The following is a 15,105-nucleotide window of genomic DNA, read 5'->3' on the forward strand; positions in this document are numbered from 1 at the left end:
CTCAACGATAACGTGTTTATCCAGAATCAACGCGGTGTCCATGAGTTCTTCGCGAGCAAGCTCGCTGCTACAAACACTGATTTGTTTCAAATCGAGGCTGTAATGGCCTCGATCTGTGTCCGGCGCCGTTTGCGATCGGACAGCAATAGCCTGATGAAGGACTGACGTTTCCCATGTTGACCATCGCACTGTCAAAGGGCCGCATCCTTGACGACACGTTGCCGCTTCTGGCTGAAGCGGGCATCGTGCCGACCGAGAATCCGGACAAGAGCCGCAAGCTGATCATCCCCACGACCCAGGACGACGTTCGCCTGTTGATCGTGCGGGCCACCGACGTGCCGACCTACGTTGAGCATGGCGCGGCTGACCTCGGTGTCGCCGGTAAGGACGTGCTGATGGAATACGGCGGCCAGGGCCTGTACGAGCCATTGGACCTGCGTATCGCCCTGTGCAAGCTGATGACCGCCGGCCGCGTCGGCGACGTCGAGCCTAAGGGCCGTTTGCGCGTGGCGACCAAGTTCGTCAACGTTGCCAAGCGCTACTACGCCGAACAAGGCCGTCAGGTCGATATCATCAAGCTCTACGGTTCGATGGAGCTGGCACCGTTGATCGGCCTGGCCGACAAGATCATCGACGTGGTCGACACCGGCAACACCCTGCGTGCCAACGGTCTTGAGCCGCAAGAATTCATTGCCGACATCAGCTCCCGCCTGATCGTCAACAAAGCATCGATGAAGATGCAGCACGCCCGTATCCAGGCGTTGATCGACACCCTGCGCAAGGCAGTGGAGTCGCGACACCGCGGTTGACTTACCCGCGTAGCCGGAAGGCTGCGCCCGTCTATCCGCCTCATAGCCAGAATTCTCAGGTGCCCAAGCGGAAACGACTGCTAATTTAGGGCGCCTGAGTTTTTGCCAATTCTATTGAGGCCCTCGCTATGACCACGTCCACTGCAATTGCCCGACTCAACGCTGCCGACCCGGATTTCGCCCATCATCTGGATCATCTGCTGAGCTGGGAAAGCGTGTCCGACGATTCGGTCAACGGGCGAGTACTCGACATCATCAAGGCCGTGCGCGAGCGCGGTGATGCGGCGTTGGTGGACTTTACCCGCCAGTTCGATGGCCTGGACGTCGCGTCGATGTCCGACCTGATCCTGCCGCGCGAACGCCTGGAGCTGGCCCTGACGCGCATCACTGCACCTCAGCGCGAAGCTCTGGAAGTCGCGGCGGCGCGGGTGCGCAGCTACCACGAAAAGCAGAAGCAGGATTCCTGGAGCTACACCGAGGCCGACGGCACCGTGCTGGGCCAGAAGGTCACGCCGCTGGACCGTGCCGGCCTGTACGTGCCGGGTGGCAAGGCGTCTTACCCGTCGTCGGTGCTGATGAACGCGATCCCGGCCAAAGTGGCAGGCGTGACCGAAGTGGTCATGGTGGTGCCGACCCCGCGCGGTGAGATCAACGAGCTGGTGCTGGCGGCCGCCTGCATCGCCGGCGTCGACCGTGTGTTCACCATCGGCGGCGCCCAAGCCGTCGCGGCCCTGGCGTATGGCACCGAAAGCGTGCCGAAGGTCGACAAGGTGGTGGGGCCCGGCAACATCTACGTCGCCACCGCCAAGCGTCATGTGTTTGGGCAGGTCGGTATCGACATGATCGCCGGCCCTTCGGAAATTCTCGTGGTGTGCGATGGCCAGACCGATCCGGACTGGATCGCCATGGACCTGTTTTCCCAGGCCGAACACGACGAAGACGCCCAGGCGATTCTGGTCAGCCCGGACGCCGAGTTCCTCGACAAGGTTGCGGCCAGCATCAATAAGTTGCTGCCGACCATGGACCGCGCCGAAATCATCGAGAAGTCGATCAATGGTCGGGGCGCGTTGATCCTGGTGCGCGACATGGAGCAGGCCATCGAAGTGGCCAACCGCATCGCGCCAGAGCACTTGGAACTGTCCGTTGCCGATCCACAAGCCTGGCTGCCGTCGATTCGCCACGCCGGCGCGATCTTCATGGGCCGTCACACCAGTGAAGCCCTGGGCGACTACTGCGCAGGCCCGAACCACGTGCTGCCGACGTCCGGCACCGCGCGTTTCTCGTCGCCGCTGGGGGTGTATGACTTCCAGAAACGTTCATCGATCATCTTCTGTTCGCCGCAGGGCGCCTCCGAGCTGGGCAAGACTGCCTCGGTGCTGGCCCGTGGTGAATCCCTGAGCGCCCACGCCCGTAGCGCCGAATACCGCATCCTTGATGAGAAGGGGAACTGAGACATGAGTAAATTCTGGAGCCCATTCGTCAAGGACCTGGTGCCTTACGTGCCCGGCGAACAACCCAAGCTGACCAAGCTGGTCAAGCTCAACACCAATGAAAACCCCTACGGCCCATCGCCCAAGGCGTTGGCAGCGATGCAGGCGGAGTTGAACGATAACCTGCGCCTGTACCCGGACCCGAACAGCGACCTGCTCAAGCAGGCGGTCGCCAAATATTACGGGATCGACGCCGGCAAAGTGTTCCTCGGCAACGGTTCCGACGAAGTCCTGGCGCACATCTTTCACGGGCTGTTCCAGCACGACCTGCCGCTGCTGTTCCCGGATATCAGCTACAGCTTCTACCCGGTGTACTGCGGCCTTTATGGCATCCAGTCGGATCCGGTGCCGCTGGATGAACAGTTCCAGATTCGTGTGGCGGATTACGCCAAGCCCAACGGTGGGATCATCTTCCCCAACCCGAACGCGCCGACTGGCACAGTACTGGCGCTGGACGCGGTGGAACAGATCCTCAAGGCCAGCCCGGATTCGGTGGTGGTGGTCGACGAAGCCTATATCGACTTCGGTGGTGAAACCGCTATCAGCCTGGTGGACCGTTACCCGAACCTGCTGGTGACCCAGACCCTGTCCAAATCGCGCTCACTGGCCGGTTTGCGTGTAGGCCTGGCCGTGGGCCATCCGGACCTGATCGAGGCGCTGGAGCGGGTCAAGAACAGCTTCAACTCCTATCCGCTGGATCGCCTGGCGATTGTCGGCGCGGCGGCGGCGTTCGAGGACCGTGAGTACTTCGAGAAGACCTGCCAATGGGTCATCGATAGCCGTAACACGCTCGTCGCTCAATTGGAGGAGAAGGGTTTTGAGGTGTTGCCGTCGGCGGCCAACTTCATCTTTGCTCGCCATCCTGAGTATGACGCTGCTGGCCTGGCGGCCAAGTTGCGTGAGCAAGGGGTGATCGTGCGGCACTTCAAGCAGGAGCGGATTGCCCAGTTCCTGCGGATCAGCATCGGTACGCCTGAGCAGAACCAGGCGCTGATTGATGGCCTTGGCGAGCTCTAACAGCCGCTGAAACACAGGTGGGAGCGGGCTTGCTCGCGAAAGCGGAGTATCAGTCGAAAGGTATGCGACTGATACACTGCCTTCGCGAGCAAGCCCGCTCCCACATTCAGTTTTGCGGTGTTAATTAAAGCAGCGGCTCATCCGGCTTCTTGTTCTTCCAGCCATCATTGCCCGGCAGCAGCAGGTTCAAACCAATCGCTACCACCGCACACAGGGCGATGCCCTTGAGGCCGAAATCATCCGGGCCGGTGCCGGTACCCACCAGCACACCGCCAATCCCGAACACCAACGTCACCGAGACGATCACCAGGTTGCGCGCTTCGCCCAGGTCGATCCTGTGGCGGATCAGCGTGTTCATGCCCACGGCGGCGATAGAGCCGAACAGCAGACACAGAATCCCGCCCATCACTGGCACCGGGATGCTTTGCAGCAGCGCGCCGAACTTACCGATAAACGCCAGGCTGATGGCGAACACCGCCGCCCAGGTCATGATTTTCGGGTTGTAGTTCTTGGTCAGCATCACCGCGCCAGTCACCTCGGCGTAGGTGGTGTTGGGCGGGCCGCCAAACAGGCCGGCTGCCGTGGTGGCAATGCCGTCGCCCAGCAGGGTGCGGTGCAGGCCGGGCTTCTTCAAGTAGTCGCGACCGGTCACGCTACCCACCGCAATCACTCCGCCGATATGCTCGATCGCCGGGGCCAGGGCCACCGGCACGATGAACAGAATCGCCTGCCAGTTGAATTCCGGCGCGGTGAAGTGGGGCAGGGCGAACCATGGCGCGGCGGCGATCTTCGCTGTGTCGACCACGCCAAAGTAGAACGACATGGCAAACCCCACCAGCACGCCGGAGATGATCGGCACCAGGCGGAAAATGCCTTTGCCGAACACCGCCACGATCAGCGTGGTCAGCAGCGCCGGCATCGAGATCATCATCGCCGTCTGGTAATGGATCAGCTCGGCGCCATCGCCTGACTTGCCCATCGCCATATTGGCGGCGATCGGCGCCATGGCCAGGCCAATGGAAATAATCACCGGCCCGATAACCACCGGCGGTAACAGCCGATCGATGAACCCGGTGCCTTTGATCTTCACCGCCAGACCGAGGAAGGTATACACGAACCCGGCCGCCATCACCCCGCCCATGGTCGCCGCGAGGCCGAACTGGCCCTTGGCGAGAATGATCGGGGTGATAAAGGCAAAGCTCGACGCCAGGAAAACCGGCACCTGCCGCCCTGTCACCAGCTGGAACAACAGCGTGCCCAGGCCCGCGGTGAACAGGGCAACGTTTGGATCAAGACCTGTGATCAGCGGCATCAACACCAACGCGCCAAATGCTACGAAGAGCATCTGTGCGCCAGACAGGATCTGGCGCCAAAGCGGGTCGTTGAATTCATCCTGCATGTTCACGCGTCCTTCTGCTTGGTGCCGAAGATCTTGTCACCGGCATCGCCCAGGCCTGGGATGATGTAGCCGTGTTCGTTCAGGCGCTCATCGATGGACGCGGTGTAGATCTGCACGTCCGGATGGGCCTTCTCGACGGCCGCGATGCCTTCGGGGGCAGCGACGAGGACCATGGCGCGGATGTCCCGGCAACCGGCTTTTTTCAGCAGGTCGATGGTGGCAACCATGGAGCTGCCGGTGGCCAGCATCGGGTCGATGATCATCGCCAGGCGTTCGTTGATTTCCGGAACGAGTTTTTCCAGGTAGGTGTGGGCTTCCAGCGTCTCTTCGTTGCGGGCTACGCCCACAGCGCTGACCTTGGCGCCCGGGATCAGGCTGAGTACGCCTTCGAGCATGCCGATACCGGCGCGCAGGATCGGGACCACAGTGATTTTCTTACCAGCGATTTTCTCCACCTGGACGGGACCGGCCCAACCGGGGATCTCGTAGGTTTCCAGGGGCAAATCCTTGGTGGCTTCGTAAGTGAGCAACGCTCCGACTTCCTGAGCAAGCTCACGGAAGTTCTTCGTGCTAATGTCGGCGCGGCGCATAAGGCCGAGCTTGTGTCGGATCAGCGGGTGGCGGATCTCGCGAGTGGGCATGGGAAAGGCTCCGGCGGCGGGCAAAAAAACCGGCCTAGATTAATCTATCCGAGGGTGTTGTCCTATAGACATCTAGTACGTTAGTCCATTAAGGCTTGCTCGGAGCGCACGAGAAGCGTACCTTCGCCCGCTTTTCTTGCCACAGCACCCCCTTGGAGAGCGCCATGTCCGCTGATCTCGAGCATATCCGTCAAATCATGCGCGAGGCTGACTGCCTGTACACCGAAGCGCAAGTCGAAGAGGCGATCGCCAAGGTCGGCGCGCACATCACCCGCGAAATGGCCGACACCAACCCGGTGGTCTTCTGCGTGATGAACGGTGGCCTGATCTTCGCCGGAAAATTGCTGACTCATCTGCAATTCCCGCTGGAAGCGTCCTACCTGCACGCCACCCGCTATCGCAACGAAACCAGCGGCGGCGATCTGTTCTGGAAAGCCAAGCCGGAAGTCTCGTTCATCGATCGCGACGTGCTGATCATCGACGACATCCTCGATGAAGGTCACACCCTGGGCGCGATCATCGACTTCTGCAAACACGCCGGCGCGCGCAAAGTGCACACCGCTGTGCTGATCGACAAAGACCATGATCGCAAGGCCCGCCCAGATCTGAAGGCCGATTACGTCGGCCTGCCGTGCATCGACCGCTACATCTTCGGTTACGGCATGGATTACAAAGGCTACTGGCGCAATGCCAATGGCATTTACGCCGTCAAAGGGATGTAAGCCATGGCCCGTTTTCTTGATCAGACGCTGTTTGCCGAACTGGCCGAGAAAGCGGGCGCTAGCCCTCGTGGCCGGCACCATCATAATTTCCATCAAATGGAAGAGCCGTGTCACCGTCTCGCTGTGGGGTTGCAGCCTGACACTTATGTGCCGCCTCATCGGCACCTGAGCGCGGACAAGGCGGAAACCTTGCTCGTGCTGCAGGGCCGCCTGGGTGTGCTGGTGTTCAGCGAAACCGGCGAAGTGCTCGCCAGACGCGTGATGCAGGCGGGTGGCGAATGCGCTGGCGTTGATCTTCCTCCCGGCGTGTTCCACGGTTTGGTGGTGCTGGAGCCCAACACGGTGATGTTCGAGTGCAAGGCCGGCCCGTATCGTCCGGTGGGCGAAGGCGAGCTGGCCGATTGGGCGCCCCGCGAAGGCGATGCCGGCGTGGCCGAGTATCAACGCTGGATGCTTGCCCAGTTCGATTGAGCTACAGTGCTGGGCCCATCTTGCCGGAGCGGCCCATGAGCCTGTTGATACGCACCTGCGCCGTCCTGGCGCTGACCCTCAGCCTGCCGCTGGCCGCGGCGCCTGCACCGATGCACAGCCAGTTCCTGCCCTCGGACGACCTGACCCTGCGCGCGGAAACCCCGGACCAGCAGCAACTGCTGCAAGTTAATGAGTACGCTGTGGTGGTGGGTAATCAACGCCAATCCAGCCAGCAACCGATTCCGGTGACCTCGCCGCTGATGATCCGCCTCAAGGGCAAATCCCTGAACAAAGGCGCGACCATCAGCCAGGTGGTGCTCAACTTCGATGCCGAAAGCAAAAGCCTGAAAAAGCCGGTGTACGACGATAAGAGCAAGACCCTCACCTTGTCCTACCCGGTGGCTCAGTACAGAGTGATCGTCGACTTGCTGCGCAATGACACGGTGTATGTACAGTTCCTCAGTTATGCCAATGGGCATATCTGGGCCGACTTACACACCGGTGCTGTTCGCGCACGGTAGTGAGAACCCAGCATCACCACATGTGGGAGCGGGCTTGCTCGCGAAAGCGGAGTATCAGTTAAAGGTAAGTTGACTGACCCACCGCATTCGCGGGCAAGCCCGCTCCCACATTGGTTCTGCGTCGCTTCCGAAGCTGGCGTGCCGCAGGTAAACTGCTTTTCCCGTGTAATGTCTGCAGGCTGGAGTCGGTAATGCGTAAAGATAAGAAACAGGTGATTGGCGACGAGATCGGCGACGATCAGATCAAGTTGTTCCTGGACTTCGAGCCGGTCGATGCGACTTCACCGTCCCTGCACAAACTGATCAAGGCCTACCGTGGCCTGCGTATCGACGACTTCGAACGGTTCCTGGGCTTTTTCAAGGAAGCTGGCCTGGACCTCGACGGCAAGGATGAGCATGGGCAGACCTTCGTGGACCTGATCAAGGACCAGCGTAATGCCGCCGAGTATATCGAGCTGATCGATAACGCCCGCGGCTGATTATTCGAGGCACACAAAAACGCCCCGTTCTCATCACGAGAGCGGGGCGTTTTTTATGGCGTCACGACTTCAAGCGTAGCTTTCAGTCTCGGCGGCAGGTGCAACCAGTTCCAGGCTGATGTTGTTCTGCGTGTTGATCTTGCGATACAGCTCCGCGTCCGTTTCCAGAACCTTTTCCCGCGCCGGGAAAATTTCCTGCAACTTGGCGGCCCATTCACCTGCGGCTTTGCTTGGGAAGCACTTCTCGATCAGCTCCAGCATGATCGAAACGGTCACCGAAGCACCCGGAGACGCGCCCAGCAGGGCGGCCAGCGAGCCGTCTTTGGCCGCGACCAGTTCGGTACCGAATTGCAGCACGCCGCCTTTCTTCGGGTCTTTCTTGATGATCTGCACCCGTTGACCGGCCACTTCCAGGCGCCAGTCCTCGGCTTTCGCCTCCGGATAGAAGCGACGCAGGGACTCCAGGCGCTGCTCCATGGATTGGCGCACTTCGCTGACCAGGTACTTGGTCAGGTCCATGTTGTCGCGGGCCACAGCCAGCATCGGGCCGATGTTGCCGGCGCGAATCGACATCGGCAGGTCGAGGAACGAGCCGTGCTTGAGGAACTTGGTGGTGAAGCCGGCGTATGGCCCGAACAGCAGGGATTTCTTGCCATCCACCACACGGGTGTCCAGGTGCGGCACGGACATCGGCGGCGAACCTACGGCAGCCTGGCTGTAGACCTTGGCCTGGTGGTGCTTGACCACTTCCGGGTTGTCGCAACGCAGCCATTGGCCGCTGACCGGGAAGCCGCCAAAGCCTTTGCTTTCTTCGATGCCCGAGGCTTGCAGCAGCGGCAGGGCTGCGCCACCGGCGCCGAGGAACACGAACTTGGCGTCCACGTCACGGCTGTTGCCGCTGTTCACATCCTTGATGCTCACGGTCCAGCCTGTGCCGTTGCGCTTGAGGCCGGTCACACGCTTGCTGTACTTGACCTGGGCGTCTGGCGAACTGGTCAGGTGGCTGAGCAGTTGGTTGGTCAGTGCGCCGAAGTTGACGTCGGTACCGTTCATGACGCGGGTGGCTGCGATTTTTTCGTCGAGCGAGCGGCCCGGCATCATCAGCGGCATCCACTCGGCCATTTCGCTACGGTCTTCGGTGTAGTGCATGTCCGAAAACGCGTGGTGCTGGCTGAGAGTTTCAAAGCGCTTCTTGAGGAAGTCCACGCCTTTTTCGCCCTGCACGAAGCTCAGGTGCGGCACCGGGCTGATGAAGGACTTGGACGAGCCAAAGGTGCCCTTTTTGGTCAGGTACGCCCAGAACTGCTTCGACACCTCGAACTGGGTGTTGATGTGCACGGCTTTCTTGATGTCGATGGAGCCATCGGCGGCCTGGGGCGTGTAGTTCAGCTCACACAGCCCGGCGTGGCCGGTCCCGGCGTTGTTCCACGGGTTGGAACTTTCCGCGGCACCCGAATCCATCAGCTCAACGACTTCCAGCTTGAGGCCGGGGTCGAGCTCTTTGAGCAGTACGGCCAGGGTGGCACTCATGATGCCGGCCCCTACCAGTACTACGTCGACTGCTTCGTTATGCGCCATTTAACGCGTCTCCAAAATCTGCAGCACCAAATTGACGGCATGGCTGCCAGGAGTGACGGGGCGATTCACGTGTTGCCCCAGATTACCCATGGCCAGGATCGCCATGTCCGATTCGCAATTCTTTGCATGTTCAGCGCGCGCTTCCTGCCGGGCTAATCTGCCTATGAACGCATTCATGGGCGCCTGTGGCAATTCGACTTATGGTCAAAGCGTGCGATTCATGCAATCAATCCGTAGCGGACAGGCTCAAGCTCCGGTTTTTAAAACGTGCTCGGTCCTGTGTGGTTGGGCTGTTCCAGACGCTGATGGTGCTTGTACAAACGCCAAACTATTCATTTGCTCGCCACACTCTTGTGAAGTTGTGAAAACCCGTTTTTTCACGCTCTTTTGAAGACGTGAACCTCAAAAAAGGGCTGCCCCAGCCTGGCACCTGGCCCCTAGCCGACACGCGGCAAAACGGGCAAACAACTCAAGTGGCCGAGCGCAATGGCAGCTCTGGCAGATTCGGTAAAGGCGGAGGGTTTGCAGGGAAAACAGCAAGCACGCCAGCTTCACTCGATCTGTGTGGGCGGCTCTCTGTGGGCGATTTGGGGGTTAGTGCCGTGGCAATAACGATGCTGCGAGGCCCGATCAGGAGACGTCCTTATAATCGGGGGGAGATTGTAGCGAAGAACGCCAGGGAAATGGGCGTGTTTTATGACTTTTATTAGGCGTTCGGTCAGGCGGCCAACGGCTGGTGCCGGGGCGACCGCGCAGGACGCGGGCTGACGCGTGCGCGGGCCGGTAGCGGGTGGTGCATCCAGCTCAGGCGGATTTCATCGATTTCCACCCATCCGTCCCCTACCGGCGGCTGGCTGCATTCTTTGAAGGCCTGGCAACGACCTTGCGCATCGAGCAGGGCGAACTGACGAAGGGCGGGCTTGCGCGTAAACAATGACCAGAGAAAATGCATGGTGTCTGACCTCCTGAGATTGGGGCCTAGCATGTCGGTCGGGCATGACGAGCTTGTGTATCGGCCATGACATATCAGTGACACCGAACCGCGACAGGCCGCGCAGGTCTCAGGTTGTAACTGGCGCTAGTTCCTGGCACAGGCGCACCGCTATACTGCCCGCCTGTCGGTACCTGATTTCTGGAGAGAAGAGCATGTTGCAACGCCTGTTGTTCGGTTTGATCACTGTGACCAGTTTGACCCTGGTTGGCTGCGCCAACAGCCCGCAACAACTGACCCCGGAACCGAAAATCACCACGCAGCTGGCGCCTGTGGGCCACGGCCAGCCGGTGTCGGTGCGTGTGGTGGATGGTCGTCCGTCGCCGACCCTCGGCTCTCGCGGTGGCCTGTACCCGGAAACCGCCCTGGTCTCGGTGAATGCCCAGGACGTACTGCCCAAGCTGCAGGCCCAGGCTGAAGCCGCCGTGCGTCTGCTGGGGTTCACCCCAAGCGCCAACGCACCGGGTGCGCCGCAGTTGACCATCACCCTGGCCGAACTGAAGTATCAGTCGCCTAAAGATGGCCTGTACGTGACCGAAGCGTCCATCGGCGCGACCTTCAAGTCCGATGTCAACGCCGGCACCCGTCGCTACAGCGGTCGCTACGGTGCGTCCCTGAACCAGCGCTTCGGCATGTCACCTAACCAGGAAACCAACACCAAGCTGGTCAGCGACGTCCTCAGCGACGCCTTGACCCGCCTGTTCAAGGACCCAAGCATCGGTTCGTTGCTCAGCTCGCAATAACCGATTCAGCAAAAAGCCGGGCCCAGTGATGAGCCCGGCTTTTTTTCGCCTCCAGTTTCACGCGGCGGTGTCGATACAGAAATCCAGCAAGCTCACCCCCGTCAGCAGATCGGTCTCCGGCAGGTCCGCATGCTGGTGTCCGCCGAGGGCGCAATACACCAGCCAGTGGCGATCCTGGACGTTGAAGGCCAGGCTGCCAACCAGTGCTTCTTGCTCATCACTTTGGGTGATCAGGTACAGCCGATCCTGGTTTTGTGCGTGCAGCATGACAAGCTCCTAAGCGTCGAAGGGCAACAGAGTGGCTTGTTAAGGTGACGTTCAGGTGACGGCGTAAATTACTGGATACATTAGCCGTTAACGGGGGAGGGAGCATTTACGGCGCGGGAGGTCACTATCGTTCAGGTTTGTATCTGAACCGATACCAAGACACTGTCTTACTGAGGTTTGCGATGGCGCTGCCCGCACTACTGATCAATGTTCTGGCTTTACTAGTGGCCTGCACGGGTGCGGCGCTGCTGTTCATTACCCGCCTGCGCGAACAGCGCGCGATGGCCGACCTGACCGCGCAAGGCGAAGATCGCGCGATCGACCAGCCGATGTTGTTTCTGGATGTACGCACCGAACGGGCGCATCGTCTGGCTTACCGCATTGGGTTTGCCTGCCTGGGGTTGGCGTTGGTCACTTCCTGGCTCAGCACCCACCTCTGAAAACATCGCGAAACGAATGTGTGCGGGCTAGTGTGGGAGCTGGCTTGCCTGCGATAGCATCACCTCGGTGCGATTGATATACCGAGGTGCCTGCATCGCGGGCAAGCCCGGCTCCCCACACAAGCCAGATCCCACATGTTTGATCGGCGTTTAAAGAGGGATTCCAGCTTTTACGCGATACTGGTTGCGCACCGGCGTCGCATATTGCACCACCAGGAACGGTCGGTGTTCGGCCGGGCATTCGTTCAAGCGCCGCTCCCATTCCGTCTTCGCCTTGGCCAGCTCATCGGCCGGGAACACCTCGGCCGCTGTCGGCACCTGCAATTGCGGGTCCGCCTCGCTCCATTGAGCATAAGCCAGGTAATGCACCGGGAATAACCGATAACCACCGAGAATCTGCCGGTCCATTTCTGCGGCCAACACCTTGGTATCTTCGAAACGCTCAGTGATCGGCGGCGCGAAGTTGATGTGGACCCGGCCCTTGTAGCCTGTAATGCCAAGGGCAATGCTCACGTCATCCTCGCCCGGCGCCTTGCTGTAGGTGCCGGTGGTGGCGCGGATGTACAGCTCGCGGGCCTTGGCTGAGTCGCACGGGTCGTATTCGTAGCTGATGGACACCGGCGTCAGGTTCAACGACTGGATCACCTCGGCAAACGGCTCATCCTTGCGGCTGACATGGAACATCTTGAGGATCGCCGACTCGGTGCGATCATCCCCATCCTTGGCGCGCCCTTCGGCCTGGGCAATCCAGATCGACGCACCGTCGTTGCGGATCGAATGGTTGATATACGCCGACAGCAGCTGATACGCCGCCATCTTCTCCTTTCGCCCGGTGATCGAGCGGTGCACGATGAAGCTCTTGTTCAGGCGCATCAGGTCGCTGACGAACGGCTTTTGCAGCAGGTTGTCACCGATGGCGATGCGTGGCGTCGGCAGGCCGGCGTGGTACACGGCGTAATTGACGAAGGCCGGGTCCATCACGATATCGCGATGGTTGGCCAGGAACAGGTAGGCCGTGCCGGACTTGAGCTGCTCGACGCCGGTGTAGGTCACGCCGTCGGTCGCCCGGTCGATGGTGTGGTCGACGTAGTACTCGACTTTGTCCTGCAGCGTAGCCACGGTGGTGACGCCGGCGAACTCACGGCGTAGTTTGCGGGCGATCATTGGCTTGAGCAGCCAGCCCAGCGCGCCGGCAAAGCGCGGGAAGCGGAAGTGGGTCAGGATGTCCAGAAAGGCCTTGTCACTGAACAGGCGCGCCAGCACTGCCGGGACTTCGCTGTCGTTGTAAGGTCGGATGGTATCGAATTCGCCCATCATGCTCTCTTGTTAGAAACGGCTAGGGTAAGTAAAGGAAATACCAGGGTGCGGCCTGAGTAATGGGCTCAGCCGAAATATAACCCTGTAAATAGACCGGCGATTATACGCACAAGTCACCTTGGAGGCTGCGATGCTAGAAAACGCGACGTACGATTGTCCTTATTGTGGTGAAGTGGTTGAGACAACGGTGGACTTGTCCGGTGGTGACCAGACCTATATAGAAGACTGCCAGGTGTGTTGCCGGCCGATCATTTTCGATCTGCAGGTGCATGGGGAAGAGTGGATGCTCGAAACCCGAAGCGAAAACGAATAACGGATACATCCATGCAGCGAATCTACGAACCGGAAAACCTGATGGAAGGCGAGCTGCTGCAACAGATGCTCGCCAGTGAGGGTATCGAGTCGCATCTGGTGGGCCGTCATTTGCTCGGCGGCACTGGCGAATTGCCCATTTTCGGCCTGTTGGGTCTGGAGGTGGACAATGACCGGGCCATGGAGGCCCGCGAGCTGATTACCGCCTATATCGGTGCTCAGCCGGTGCCGGGTGACGAACCCGACAGCTTCCCCGACGTGCTGGTCTGTTAGGCTGTCGGTCGGTTTATCCAAGAGTCGTGTTGCCCCATGTGTGGACGTTATGCCCTGTTTCGCTGGAATCCCGCCTTTGCTGCCTTACCGGGCTTCCCGGCCGATCAGCAGGCGCAGTGGAACATCTCCCCGAATGATTCGGTGCTGATCCAGCGCGCCACCGCCGGCCAGCGCACCCTGGCCCGCGCCCGCTGGGGCCTTACGCCGCCGTGGTTGACCGATCTTTCGCGCACACCCGCCCATGCCCGCGCCGAAACCCTGGCCGAACAGCCTATGTTTCGCGAAGCGTTCCGCCAGCGCCGCTGCCTGCTGCCCGCGAATGGGTTCTACGAGTGGCGCGGTACGCAGCGCAAACGCCCGTACTGGCTGACGCCGGGGGAGGGTTCCACATTGTTTTTCGCCGCGATCTGGGAAGCGTATCCGGTGCAGGAGCAAGTGTGGCTGAGTACGGCGGTGGTGACCCAGGCTGCCCAGGCTCAGCGTCGCCCGCTGATTCTGGATGAGGCCGGGCAGGAGGCCTGGCTCAACCCCGAGACACCGTTGCATGTGTTGCAAGGTCTATTGGCCAGTGAACCCACCGCGTTGCGCGAGCGGGTCCTGGCCAACATGGTCAATGATCCCAAGCTCAATGGGCCGGAGTGCCTGACCCCGGCTTGAGCCTATTGGCTGTCTGTGGTCTTCACTGGCCTCTTCGCGAGCAAGCCCGCTCCCACATTTGGAATAGTGAATACAGTTAAATGTGGGAGCGGGCATGCTCGCGAAGGCGGCCTCAATACCGCCGCAAATCCCTAAACCTTGAACTGATTGATCAACCGCCGCTGCTGCTCCGCCAGCTTGGTCAAATCCGCACTGGCCGCGCTGGATTCATCCGCGCCGCCTGCCACTTCATTGGCCACCTGGCCGATATTGATCACATTGCGATTGATGTCCTCGGCCACCGCGCTCTGTTCCTCGGCGGCACTGGCGATCTGGGTGTTCATGTCGTTGATCACCGACACTGCCTGGGTGATCGTTTCCAGCGCTTCAGCCGCCTTGGCCGCGTGTTGCACGCTTTCATCGGTGCGGCTCTGGCTGTCCTCCATCACCCGCACCACGTCCCGGGTGCCTTGCTGCAACTGCTGGATCATGGTCTGGATTTCTTCGGTGGCCTTCTGGGTCTTCTGCGCCAGGTTGCGCACTTCGTCGGCGACCACGGCAAACCCACGGCCTTGCTCGCCGGCCCGCGCCGCCTCGATGGCGGCGTTGAGCGCCAGCAGGTTGGTCTGTTCGGCAATCCCGCGAATCGCGGTGAGGATGGCGTTGATGTTCTCGCTGTCCTTGGCCAGGGTTTGCACCACGCTCACCGCTTTGCCGATTTCTTCAGCCAGTGCGCCGATGGACGTGGAGGTGTCGCGCACAATGCGCATGCCTTGGCTCGCGGCTTGGTCGGCATGGCTGGCGGCTTGGGCGGCCTGGGTGGCGTTGCGTGCAACGTCTTGCGCAGTGGCGGTCATCTCATGCACGGCGGTGGCCACCTGATCGATTTCAACCATCTGCTTATGCACGCCCTGGTTGGTGCGGATCGCAATGTCGGCGGTGTGTTCCGATGAGTCGCTGACCTTCTGCACCGAACTCACCACCTGGGTGATCATGCCT

19 protein-coding genes are annotated in these 15,105 nt (G+C 60.6%); 12 read left to right on the top strand and 7 right to left on the bottom strand.

From position 1 onward, the window contains the following. Positions 1 to 173 precede the first annotated feature (173 nt). From hisG to hisC, 3 genes are all read left to right on the top strand, one after another. Positions 174 to 809, top strand: coding sequence for an ATP phosphoribosyltransferase (gene hisG, locus AC4PS7_RS01150; RefSeq protein WP_010213102.1), 636 nt, complete (start codon positions 174 to 176; stop codon positions 807 to 809). A 128-nt stretch (positions 810 to 937) separates the two neighbouring features. Continuing rightward, the gene (gene hisD / locus AC4PS7_RS01155) at positions 938 to 2,260 is read left to right on the top strand and encodes a histidinol dehydrogenase (protein WP_010213100.1); all 1,323 of its coding nucleotides are present in this window, start codon (positions 938 to 940) and stop codon (positions 2,258 to 2,260) included. A 3-nt stretch (positions 2,261 to 2,263) separates the two neighbouring features. Next, positions 2,264 to 3,316, top strand: a complete 1,053-nt coding sequence (gene hisC, locus AC4PS7_RS01160; protein WP_010213097.1) for a histidinol-phosphate transaminase — start codon at positions 2,264 to 2,266, stop codon at positions 3,314 to 3,316. Between the two features lie 124 nt (positions 3,317 to 3,440). On the opposite strand, the gene AC4PS7_RS01165 is transcribed toward hisC, so the two are convergent. Both AC4PS7_RS01165 and upp read right to left on the bottom strand, forming a co-directional pair. Further along, entirely contained in the window at positions 3,441 to 4,715 is a 1,275-nt protein-coding gene (locus AC4PS7_RS01165) for a uracil-xanthine permease family protein (RefSeq protein ID WP_010213095.1), read from the bottom strand. A gap of 2 nt (positions 4,716 to 4,717) precedes the next feature. Further along, the gene (gene upp, locus AC4PS7_RS01170) at positions 4,718 to 5,356 is read right to left on the bottom strand and encodes a uracil phosphoribosyltransferase (protein ID WP_010213094.1); all 639 of its coding nucleotides are present in this window, start codon (positions 5,354 to 5,356) and stop codon (positions 4,718 to 4,720) included. A gap of 164 nt (positions 5,357 to 5,520) precedes the next feature. On the opposite strand from upp, the gene AC4PS7_RS01175 reads away from it, so the two are divergent. The 4 genes from AC4PS7_RS01175 (at position 5,521) to AC4PS7_RS01190 (ending at position 7,549) form a co-directional block, all read left to right on the top strand. Then, on the top strand, positions 5,521 to 6,078 hold the full coding sequence (locus AC4PS7_RS01175) for a hypoxanthine-guanine phosphoribosyltransferase (RefSeq protein WP_010213093.1): 558 nt from the start codon (positions 5,521 to 5,523) through the stop codon (positions 6,076 to 6,078). Positions 6,079 to 6,081: 3 nt separating this feature from the next. Next, positions 6,082 to 6,549, top strand: coding sequence for a WbuC family cupin fold metalloprotein (locus tag AC4PS7_RS01180; RefSeq protein WP_021491878.1), 468 nt, complete (start codon positions 6,082 to 6,084; stop codon positions 6,547 to 6,549). A 35-nt stretch (positions 6,550 to 6,584) separates the two neighbouring features. Continuing rightward, the gene (locus tag AC4PS7_RS01185; protein ID WP_010213090.1) at positions 6,585 to 7,070 is read left to right on the top strand and encodes a hypothetical protein; all 486 of its coding nucleotides are present in this window, start codon (positions 6,585 to 6,587) and stop codon (positions 7,068 to 7,070) included. 191 nt (positions 7,071 to 7,261) lie between these two features. After that, positions 7,262 to 7,549, top strand: coding sequence for a PA4642 family protein (locus tag AC4PS7_RS01190; RefSeq protein WP_003188614.1), 288 nt, complete (start codon positions 7,262 to 7,264; stop codon positions 7,547 to 7,549). Positions 7,550 to 7,618: 69 nt separating this feature from the next. On the opposite strand, the gene mqo is transcribed toward AC4PS7_RS01190, so the two are convergent. Beyond that, positions 7,619 to 9,127: a malate dehydrogenase (quinone) gene (gene mqo / locus AC4PS7_RS01195; RefSeq protein ID WP_021491877.1), complete on the bottom strand. Its 1,509-nt coding sequence runs from the start codon at positions 9,125 to 9,127 to the stop codon at positions 7,619 to 7,621. Between the two features lie 718 nt (positions 9,128 to 9,845). Beyond that, positions 9,846 to 10,079, bottom strand: a complete 234-nt coding sequence (locus tag AC4PS7_RS01200; protein ID WP_010213085.1) for a hypothetical protein — start codon at positions 10,077 to 10,079, stop codon at positions 9,846 to 9,848. Positions 10,080 to 10,273: 194 nt separating this feature from the next. On the opposite strand from AC4PS7_RS01200, the gene AC4PS7_RS01205 reads away from it, so the two are divergent. Next, positions 10,274 to 10,861: a YajG family lipoprotein gene (locus tag AC4PS7_RS01205; protein ID WP_010213084.1), complete on the top strand. Its 588-nt coding sequence runs from the start codon at positions 10,274 to 10,276 to the stop codon at positions 10,859 to 10,861. 57 nt (positions 10,862 to 10,918) lie between these two features. Here AC4PS7_RS01205 and AC4PS7_RS01210 read toward each other — a convergent pair whose 3' ends face one another. Then, a complete protein-coding gene (locus tag AC4PS7_RS01210) occupies positions 10,919 to 11,128 on the bottom strand; it encodes a hypothetical protein (protein WP_021491876.1) in 210 nt (69 codons plus the stop codon). A 182-nt stretch (positions 11,129 to 11,310) separates the two neighbouring features. Here AC4PS7_RS01210 and AC4PS7_RS01215 point away from each other — a divergent pair, with 182 nt between their 5' ends. Then, complete coding sequence (locus AC4PS7_RS01215; protein ID WP_010213081.1) at positions 11,311 to 11,568, top strand: hypothetical protein; 258 nt, start codon at positions 11,311 to 11,313, stop codon at positions 11,566 to 11,568. Between the two features lie 150 nt (positions 11,569 to 11,718). Here the strand turns inward: AC4PS7_RS01215 and AC4PS7_RS01220 are convergent, their stop codons facing one another. Next, positions 11,719 to 12,882: a 1-acyl-sn-glycerol-3-phosphate acyltransferase gene (locus AC4PS7_RS01220; RefSeq protein ID WP_029529243.1), complete on the bottom strand. Its 1,164-nt coding sequence runs from the start codon at positions 12,880 to 12,882 to the stop codon at positions 11,719 to 11,721. 133 nt (positions 12,883 to 13,015) lie between these two features. On the opposite strand from AC4PS7_RS01220, the gene AC4PS7_RS01225 reads away from it, so the two are divergent. The 3 genes from AC4PS7_RS01225 to AC4PS7_RS01235 are packed head-to-tail and all read left to right on the top strand — an operon-like array spanning position 13,016 to position 14,127. Further along, complete coding sequence (locus tag AC4PS7_RS01225; protein ID WP_010213079.1) at positions 13,016 to 13,198, top strand: CPXCG motif-containing cysteine-rich protein; 183 nt, start codon at positions 13,016 to 13,018, stop codon at positions 13,196 to 13,198. Positions 13,199 to 13,209: 11 nt separating this feature from the next. Then, positions 13,210 to 13,470, top strand: coding sequence for a putative signal transducing protein (locus tag AC4PS7_RS01230; RefSeq protein WP_010213078.1), 261 nt, complete (start codon positions 13,210 to 13,212; stop codon positions 13,468 to 13,470). A 36-nt stretch (positions 13,471 to 13,506) separates the two neighbouring features. After that, entirely contained in the window at positions 13,507 to 14,127 is a 621-nt protein-coding gene (locus AC4PS7_RS01235; protein ID WP_010213077.1) for an SOS response-associated peptidase, read from the top strand. Positions 14,128 to 14,258: 131 nt separating this feature from the next. On the opposite strand, the gene AC4PS7_RS01240 is transcribed toward AC4PS7_RS01235, so the two are convergent. Next, on the bottom strand, positions 14,259 to 15,101 hold the full coding sequence (locus AC4PS7_RS01240) for a methyl-accepting chemotaxis protein (protein ID WP_392397717.1): 843 nt from the start codon (positions 15,099 to 15,101) through the stop codon (positions 14,259 to 14,261). Positions 15,102 to 15,105 lie beyond the last annotated feature (4 nt).

The sequence above is a fragment of the Pseudomonas sp. DW-iso3 genome, assembly GCF_058725305.1.

What these genes read in the sequence shown, in the direction of transcription:
- hisG (WP_010213102.1), top strand. Translation starts at nt 174, where the DNA reads ATGTTGACCATCGCACTGTCAAAGGGCCGCATCCTTGACGACACGTTG.
- hisD (WP_010213100.1), top strand. Translation starts at nt 938, where the DNA reads ATGACCACGTCCACTGCAATTGCCCGACTCAACGCTGCCGACCCGGAT.
- hisC (WP_010213097.1), top strand. Translation starts at nt 2,264, where the DNA reads ATGAGTAAATTCTGGAGCCCATTCGTCAAGGACCTGGTGCCTTACGTG.
- AC4PS7_RS01165 (WP_010213095.1), bottom strand. Translation starts at nt 4,715, where the DNA reads ATGCAGGATGAATTCAACGACCCGCTTTGGCGCCAGATCCTGTCTGGC.
- upp (WP_010213094.1), bottom strand. Translation starts at nt 5,356, where the DNA reads ATGCCCACTCGCGAGATCCGCCACCCGCTGATCCGACACAAGCTCGGC.
- AC4PS7_RS01175 (WP_010213093.1), top strand. Translation starts at nt 5,521, where the DNA reads ATGTCCGCTGATCTCGAGCATATCCGTCAAATCATGCGCGAGGCTGAC.
- AC4PS7_RS01180 (WP_021491878.1), top strand. Translation starts at nt 6,082, where the DNA reads ATGGCCCGTTTTCTTGATCAGACGCTGTTTGCCGAACTGGCCGAGAAA.
- AC4PS7_RS01185 (WP_010213090.1), top strand. Translation starts at nt 6,585, where the DNA reads ATGAGCCTGTTGATACGCACCTGCGCCGTCCTGGCGCTGACCCTCAGC.
- AC4PS7_RS01190 (WP_003188614.1), top strand. Translation starts at nt 7,262, where the DNA reads ATGCGTAAAGATAAGAAACAGGTGATTGGCGACGAGATCGGCGACGAT.
- mqo (WP_021491877.1), bottom strand. Translation starts at nt 9,127, where the DNA reads ATGGCGCATAACGAAGCAGTCGACGTAGTACTGGTAGGGGCCGGCATC.
- AC4PS7_RS01200 (WP_010213085.1), bottom strand. Translation starts at nt 10,079, where the DNA reads ATGCATTTTCTCTGGTCATTGTTTACGCGCAAGCCCGCCCTTCGTCAG.
- AC4PS7_RS01205 (WP_010213084.1), top strand. Translation starts at nt 10,274, where the DNA reads ATGTTGCAACGCCTGTTGTTCGGTTTGATCACTGTGACCAGTTTGACC.
- AC4PS7_RS01210 (WP_021491876.1), bottom strand. Translation starts at nt 11,128, where the DNA reads ATGCTGCACGCACAAAACCAGGATCGGCTGTACCTGATCACCCAAAGT.
- AC4PS7_RS01215 (WP_010213081.1), top strand. Translation starts at nt 11,311, where the DNA reads ATGGCGCTGCCCGCACTACTGATCAATGTTCTGGCTTTACTAGTGGCC.
- AC4PS7_RS01220 (WP_029529243.1), bottom strand. Translation starts at nt 12,882, where the DNA reads ATGGGCGAATTCGATACCATCCGACCTTACAACGACAGCGAAGTCCCG.
- AC4PS7_RS01225 (WP_010213079.1), top strand. Translation starts at nt 13,016, where the DNA reads ATGCTAGAAAACGCGACGTACGATTGTCCTTATTGTGGTGAAGTGGTT.
- AC4PS7_RS01230 (WP_010213078.1), top strand. Translation starts at nt 13,210, where the DNA reads ATGCAGCGAATCTACGAACCGGAAAACCTGATGGAAGGCGAGCTGCTG.
- AC4PS7_RS01235 (WP_010213077.1), top strand. Translation starts at nt 13,507, where the DNA reads ATGTGTGGACGTTATGCCCTGTTTCGCTGGAATCCCGCCTTTGCTGCC.
- AC4PS7_RS01240 (WP_392397717.1), bottom strand. Translation starts at nt 15,101, where the DNA reads ATGATCACCCAGGTGGTGAGTTCGGTGCAGAAGGTCAGCGACTCATCG.